The 6,059-nt window shown below is 35.2% G+C and carries 5 protein-coding genes; all 5 read left to right on the plus strand.

What is annotated here, in order from left to right; all coding sequences use genetic code 11:
* Positions 1-377: 377 nt before the first annotated feature.
* Complete coding sequence (gene repM / locus PG901_RS13325) at positions 378-1,310, plus strand: replication initiation protein RepM (protein WP_181716577.1); 933 nt, start codon at positions 378-380, stop codon at positions 1,308-1,310.
* A 271-nt stretch (positions 1,311-1,581) separates the two neighbouring features.
* Positions 1,582-1,893 (plus strand): mobilization protein MobS, encoded by a 312-nt coding sequence (locus PG901_RS13330; RefSeq protein ID WP_181716578.1) that lies wholly within the window; start codon positions 1,582-1,584, stop codon positions 1,891-1,893.
* Positions 1,894-2,115: 222 nt separating this feature from the next.
* Positions 2,116-3,798, plus strand: coding sequence for an ATP-binding cassette domain-containing protein (locus PG901_RS13335; RefSeq protein WP_181716579.1), 1,683 nt, complete (start codon positions 2,116-2,118; stop codon positions 3,796-3,798).
* 478 nt (positions 3,799-4,276) lie between these two features.
* Positions 4,277-4,615 (plus strand): hypothetical protein, encoded by a 339-nt coding sequence (locus PG901_RS13340; protein WP_181716576.1) that lies wholly within the window; start codon positions 4,277-4,279, stop codon positions 4,613-4,615.
* 136 nt (positions 4,616-4,751) lie between these two features.
* A complete protein-coding gene (locus PG901_RS13345; RefSeq protein ID WP_114237944.1) occupies positions 4,752-5,552 on the plus strand; it encodes a DUF2310 family Zn-ribbon-containing protein in 801 nt (266 codons plus the stop codon).
* The last annotated feature ends 507 nt before the right edge of the window (positions 5,553-6,059 follow it).

Raw genomic sequence — 6,059 nt, forward strand, 5'->3', positions numbered from 1 at the left:
TAATCTTGAACCATTCCTAGCATGTGATAATTTCTGATCCTAAATTTATCAAAAAAATAAGCTTAGCAAATCTCTTAAATTGTCTTAAATTTTATGCTTAATAACGGATTATTTAACTGTGTGATTTTAGGTTTTTATGTTTTTAAGGTTTTTAAGAGCTTTTAAGAGCTTTTACGTCCGCTACAGCCCTTGCCAGTTGTGGCTTTCACAGCCCATACCACTACGTCTATCGACCCATACCACTACGTCTATCGACCCATACCACTACGTCTATCGACCCATACCACTACGTCTATCGACCTTATCACTACAGTATGTTGAAGTTTGTATTGGAATAGGTTTACAATACTTAGGATTTCTACCAATGAGTGAGAATAATGGATAACTGCAAGCTAGTGACAAAAGACAATAAATTAATCAGTGCCAGTTACTCGCTTGGTATACCTGAGCAGCGTATTATCTTTTTGGCTATCGTTGCAGCAAGGGCACAAGATAAGTTGATTGATGCTAGAGGTGTACTGCAAATCCATGCAAGTAGCTATCAAGAACAATTCAAGGTGGAAAAGCATACTTCATACGATGCGCTAAAAAGTGCGACTAGGGGTTTATTTGATGCTTACTTTGAATATGACGATATTCACAAGCAGACAGGAAAACCAGTACATCACCTCGTTAATTGGGTGCAAAAGATAAGTTATATTGACACAGCGGGTATGATTGAATTGCAGTTCACCGATGATGTTATCCCACTGATAACAAGACTTAGCGAACAATACACAGAATACGATCTCAAGCAGGTTAGCGAGTTGCAGAGCGAGTACGCAATAAGACTTTACGAATTAATTATGCAATGGAAGTCAGTTGGCAAGACCAACAAGATAGCGACTGACGACTTGCGTAAAAAGCTAGGGGTTAAGCCTGATCAGTACAAAGAAATGCACAATTTCAAGGCTAGAGTTTTAGATCATGCAAAGAAACAAATTAATGAGCATACTGACATAACAGCCGATTATGTTCAGCACAAAACCGGCAGGGTAATAACTGGCTTTACCTTCACATTTAAACAAAAGAAAGCACCTGAGCCGATAGCCAAAGATAATGTCTATATCAAAATGACGGCTGACCAGTTAGGCACGTTCAGTAAAAAATTAGCTGCATTACCTGAGCTTGGTAGTAATGCACCTATTGGTAAAAGTACTGATGAATTTGCCGCTATTATTGCTAGCGACCTAGCAGATGAAAATAAGCAAATGAGATATATACCTTATCTCGAAAAGCTAGGTTATAAATATAAAAAGTGTAAGATATAGCGCTATTTTAAGGTAGTTAGATAGTCAGATTTTTTCTTTTTTAACACTATATCTTTTCTTAGTGTTGGGGGTGTGGGGGCGTGCCCCTGCCGATGTTTTGATTTTATAAATGTGTGACCGACAGGGATAAACATTTGTAAAGTCGAAAACTCGCACTTAGTCAGTGGGACGTAACCATACGTCAAATAACTATATCATAAACTGTTGTTAGGTATTGGCAAAGTTGCTATAGTCAGGTGAGTAAAAAAAATTAATAATTTAAGGATATGATATGAGCTTACTAGGTGGTAATGATTTAAAAGAACAGCAGAAGATTAATGAGCTTGAGCTTAAAATAAATAGAGAGAAGCAGAAACTAGATAAGAAGCTGACACGGCAAAAAATTCTACTGGGTGCTTTTCTTGTGGACGCTTTAGAGAAAGGTTCAGTAGATGGCTTAAAAGAATATACAGCCGATAACCTATTGAGTTTCCTGACCAGACAGGCGGATAAGGATTTAATGGCAGATTTGGTAAAGGGGCTTAGGGGTAGAGCTGATATTAAAAATAACAATGGACATAAAGCAGACTCTGAATTAGTTTAACAATTTGAGGTCTTATATATGTCAAAGCATTTTATTTCACTAATTATGGTATTGGCATCAATGATTTGAGTACTCATTTAGTAATTTAATAGCGATTATAGTAACGTGATACTATCTATAATTTCTGTAAATCAATACCCATAACCTAAGAACTCAAGGAATAGCTACATTAATATAGGCTTTTATAGGAGCTTATTAATAAAAAGTATTTTAGGTAGAAGTATGCTAAATAACTATTTAGAAGATATACAGATAATAAAGAAAGGTATCAAAATAGCTAGAGTTAACTATAAAAATTTGCCAATCCATTTTCTGTTAATCACCCTAACCATATTAACTATCTCTTTGCTATCTGCATTCATTCCTTTAGTGCTTAAGAAAATTGTTGATAGTGCTGATGCAAGCCAACTCTTTGCGCATCCTTTAAGTTATCTTTTAGCACTTGCAATACTTTATGGGTTAATGTGGACGGCAAATGAGGCATCAGATTGGATAAAAGGTGCTTTTACAAGTTTCTTCCTTGCGAGTATTGAAAGTTCTCTTTATAAGTTTTTTACCAACAAGCTATTTAGAACTAAATATCAATATCAAGAAAAAATAGATAATGGGACGTTTGTTGCAGAGGTTGACAGGGCTGGTTCTTCTGTAGGTCAGGTGATATATATTATTTTTTGGTCGATGATTCCAGTATTAGTACAGTTTTTAGTAGCTTTTGCAGTAATAGCAAAAAGCGTTAGTATAGGATTATCCATATTTATTAATGTATTCCTGATAGCTTCTTTTTTTGTAGCACTGAAGCTTGCTAGTCAAACGCAAAAAATTTATCCTCTTATATTTTCTGCTAGAAATATGATGATGTCCCATGCAGTTGATAAGCTAAGTTTTCTATTTGAAATTAAGACCAATAATACCTATAAGCATGAGCTGAATATTTTAGCTGACGTTAGTGAAACCTTTGTTTCCAAAATATTCAAAGCTAACTTACTCTCTGCAAAGCTGATGTTAATTCAGGTCGTATTTATTGGTTCTTTGCTCATTATCTCTAACATATATCTTGTCATTAAAATATCTGGATCCGAGTTAACAGCTGGTGATTTTGTTCTAATATCAGGTTATATCATTCAATTATCAGCTCCTATTATTATGCTATCTCAATTGTTAATCCAACTAAAAGGTGATGTTATTGCTATTTCTGATGTCTACAAATATCTAGATTTACCAGAAGATAGGGGTATGGATAATACGTTAAAAGCTGACTTTACTAAGTCTGTCTATTCAATGAATAATTTGAAGATAGGCGCTACGGGTAAGCTGGTAACTTTGGATATTAAAGAAGGGTATTGGTATAGCATCATAGGGGAAAGCGGTAGTGGTAAATCAACTTTTATAAAATTGCTTTTGAACCTTGCTGATACACAGTTTGATCATTTTGAGTTTGGTGGCTATAGCATGAGTGCTATTAATTGTGAATTTGTATTGTCCCAAGTAGCAGTAGTCAATCAAAAACCCTTATTATTTAAAGGTTCATTGTTAGATAATTTAAACTACGGTAATCCGCTCTTACCTGCTCGTAATACACTTATCTCTATGCTGAACACACTTAATTTAACGAACTTTATTCCTTTTCTGAAAACAGAGTCGACTGATTGGTTAAATCAAGCTTCTGGCGGTGAGTTACAGAGACTTTCTATATTGAGAGCCTACTTAAGAAGAAAACCAGTGGTTATCTTAGACGAGCCTACTGCATCTCTTGATGAGAAGAACGCGCTGGCAGTAATTGGATTTATAAAAGAAAACTTCACTACTGTTATTATAATTACTCATGACAATAAAGCCCTAAGATACACTGATTATTTAATGGACTTAAGCGCTGTTCAGCCAAGTTTTAATCGTTACCTTTCTTGAATTAACTATACCTATGACCAACCAATCAGGTGCTTTCACTGGTTCGGTTCCCTAGTGAGGACTAGAACCTTAGGCTGTAGGCTAATGATATTGGTATATTGAGTTATTTAGGTAGTCGCGGTGTACTTCATGGTGTATAGAAAGTTAGTTTTTCGAGCTAATAAAGCCATTTTGACAAAATTTAAGAAGTATTTTAGAAAACTAGATAGTTACACAGAATTTAGGGTAGTCTCAAAATGAAAGTTATAACTAATGGTTCTTTAACATCTTCTAATTCCTTTGGTGAAAAATAAGATTCCATTTTATGCTTAACTCTCAACTTTTTTTCGCTAAATCATTTATTTTACGAAGGTTAGACTTTCAATATTAAACTTACAATTCTTGTAATACAGCCATTCCAATAGGCTTAAGAAGTTGAGAGTGGCATTTCTTGCATAGAATTATTTTGTATTAAATAAAATAACTAAAGGTTTGGCTCGTGAAGACCTCAATAAGAAAACTGTATGTAATTAGCTTAAGTGCATTAATTACTGTGGCTTGTTCCAGTCAAAGTGAATCAGAAGGGATGCTAATTATAAATAACAAAACCTCCGAAGATATAACTAAGGTTAATTTAACTTATAAAACCACTAATAAATCAGAAAATATAGGTAATTTATCTCCTAATCAATCATTTAAGTATCCTATAAAATATTCTGACACCGAAGACTCTATAGTAATTACATATACTGATAGTAATAATACAGTGCATAAGGATGTAGCTGTTCCTTATTTCGGTAAATATGATAAGAAAAATTATAGTTATAATATCAAGTAGTTTAAGTATTATTAATATTTAGAGTGTACGGCATTGACGGTATAGGTTAAATTGACACTACAAGACAGCACTTTAACCAATTTCAACAGCAACATCCCCAAATATATTTAATATAAATTAAGCATGAGATATAAAAATGCACGCCTTTGATATTATCATACCCCAATATACAGGTATCGCTGAAGATGATGATAGCCACGACCATGATGTATTTTGTTATTTAGGAAATTTAGAAGGCAACGGACAAATATTACCCCGTAACCATCATTTAGCTGTTAGCCAAAATGATATTACTCGCGTGACTGTGGTGTGTCCTGAAATGGATGCCCTTGACCGTAAAAATATGAACAGCTATGCCCAAGAAATGCACAATAAAATCGAACAGTTAGCAGGTAAACCCATTCAAACCTTGTATATCGGAGAAGACCATGACTATCCTCTTCCCCGTTATGCCGTACCAACGCAATCTGAATTTTACATGTTGCGTTGGGGCTGGAGTTCGCCTTTACTAGATGGAGTAACCTTACAAGGCATTCCTCTATATAAAATCCCATATACCCAACCTGATCACCCTTGTTATGATAATGTGTGGTCATGGTATCGTCAGGCTGAAGCGTTATATCGTTTGTGGCTTGGTTCTCAACCAGTAAGTGAAGCCTTTGCCTTAGAGCAAATGCAAAATCCCAATTCTGAGCATAGCAAAATAGGTCGAGAATTGTGCCGTATCATTGAACAAAGCACAGGTGTACCCACCTATTATTTTCTAATGAATTACCGTGATTGGACACAGGCAGAAGATATGGAACAAAAATGTCCACTGACAGGGCAGGATTGGCTATTGCCTGCCAATACCTATCACTATATTGATTTTAAATGCGATGAGAGTCGTTTGGTGAGTGAGTTGAGTCAAAATTGGTCGGATGAAAGCGAGGACTGACCGAATGAAAAATTATTTGTGGTAAGCTCATAAAGCCTATCAAGCATAGAGATAAAAATAACACCCAAACTATCTGTAACCAACCGTGAATCGTCTCGATATTTTCGGAGAGTGTTTTACTGGAATCAGGTACAGGACAAGTTTATTTTCAGTATACCCCAAGGGAACCAGTTATTTAGCCCCTCAAACCTATTAACAGACTACTTAAAACAGACTGGCATAATGGAACCACTTATAACAGACTGTTTGAATAAAAAAGATGGTTATTAACCTCTTTTTAGCAAAATTCTATATAACTGTGGTCGTTTCCTCTCCCTTTGCTATCATAATCGCTCTCTAGCGCTCGTTTAAGCATCTTCTAGGCTCTAATTACCCATAAGTACCTAATAACTGTCTTAGCATGCCTAGCAAGCCTATAAGACAGTTTAAGTAGCTGCTTAGCAAAACACTTCAACAAACTGAACTTTTACAGTCAATTTGAAATGACAGTTAACTGTAAGGTGCCAC

This window comes from Psychrobacter sp. ANT_H3, from assembly GCF_027919975.1.
GTDB lineage: Bacteria > Pseudomonadota > Gammaproteobacteria > Pseudomonadales > Moraxellaceae > Psychrobacter > Psychrobacter maritimus.

Coding starts and splice junctions, on each gene's coding strand:
- repM (WP_181716577.1), top strand. CDS start 378: ATGGATAACTGCAAGCTAGTGACAAAAGACAATAAATTAATCAGTGCC.
- PG901_RS13335 (WP_181716579.1), top strand. CDS start 2,116: ATGCTAAATAACTATTTAGAAGATATACAGATAATAAAGAAAGGTATC.
- PG901_RS13345 (WP_114237944.1), top strand. CDS start 4,752: ATGCACGCCTTTGATATTATCATACCCCAATATACAGGTATCGCTGAA.
- PG901_RS13330 (WP_181716578.1), top strand. CDS start 1,582: ATGAGCTTACTAGGTGGTAATGATTTAAAAGAACAGCAGAAGATTAAT.